Origin of the sequence: Rothia sp. (in: high G+C Gram-positive bacteria) (genome assembly GCF_030540545.1) — a bacterium.
GTDB lineage: Bacteria > Actinomycetota > Actinomycetes > Actinomycetales > Micrococcaceae > Rothia.
In genome coordinates, this window is record NZ_JAUNVZ010000076.1 from 810 (window position 1) to 1,204 (window position 395).

General features: G+C 62.3%; 1 protein-coding gene. It reads left to right on the forward strand.

Features of this window, described 5'->3' with window-relative positions; all coding sequences use genetic code 11:
* On the forward strand, positions 1–395 hold a 395-nt coding region (locus tag Q4P78_RS09045; RefSeq protein WP_303340039.1), incomplete at both ends, for a ThiF family adenylyltransferase.

Here is a 395-nt window from a genome sequence, read left to right on the forward strand (position 1 = left end):
CCGAGACCGCGCCGGAGTCCTTGACTCAGTTGAGCGCGGCCGAACGTGCCTTCTATGCGCGCCAGCTGATTCTGCCCGAGATTGGCATGGCGGGGCAGCTGAAGCTGAAGGCGGCACGGGTTGCGGTGCTCGGTGCCGGCGGGCTTGGTGCCCCCGCCCTGCTCTATCTTGCGGGAGCCGGGGTGGGCGAGATTATCATCATCGACGATGACTCCATTGAGATCTCAAACCTGCACCGGCAGGTCATTCACACTTATGCACGGTCGGGAAACTCGAAGGCAGAGTCGGCTGCCGAAACGATGCGCGCGCTCAACCCTTTCATCACGGTGACCGTTATCCGAGAACGCCTCACCGACAGTAACGCTTTGACGCTCCTCACTGGCACGGATGCGGTG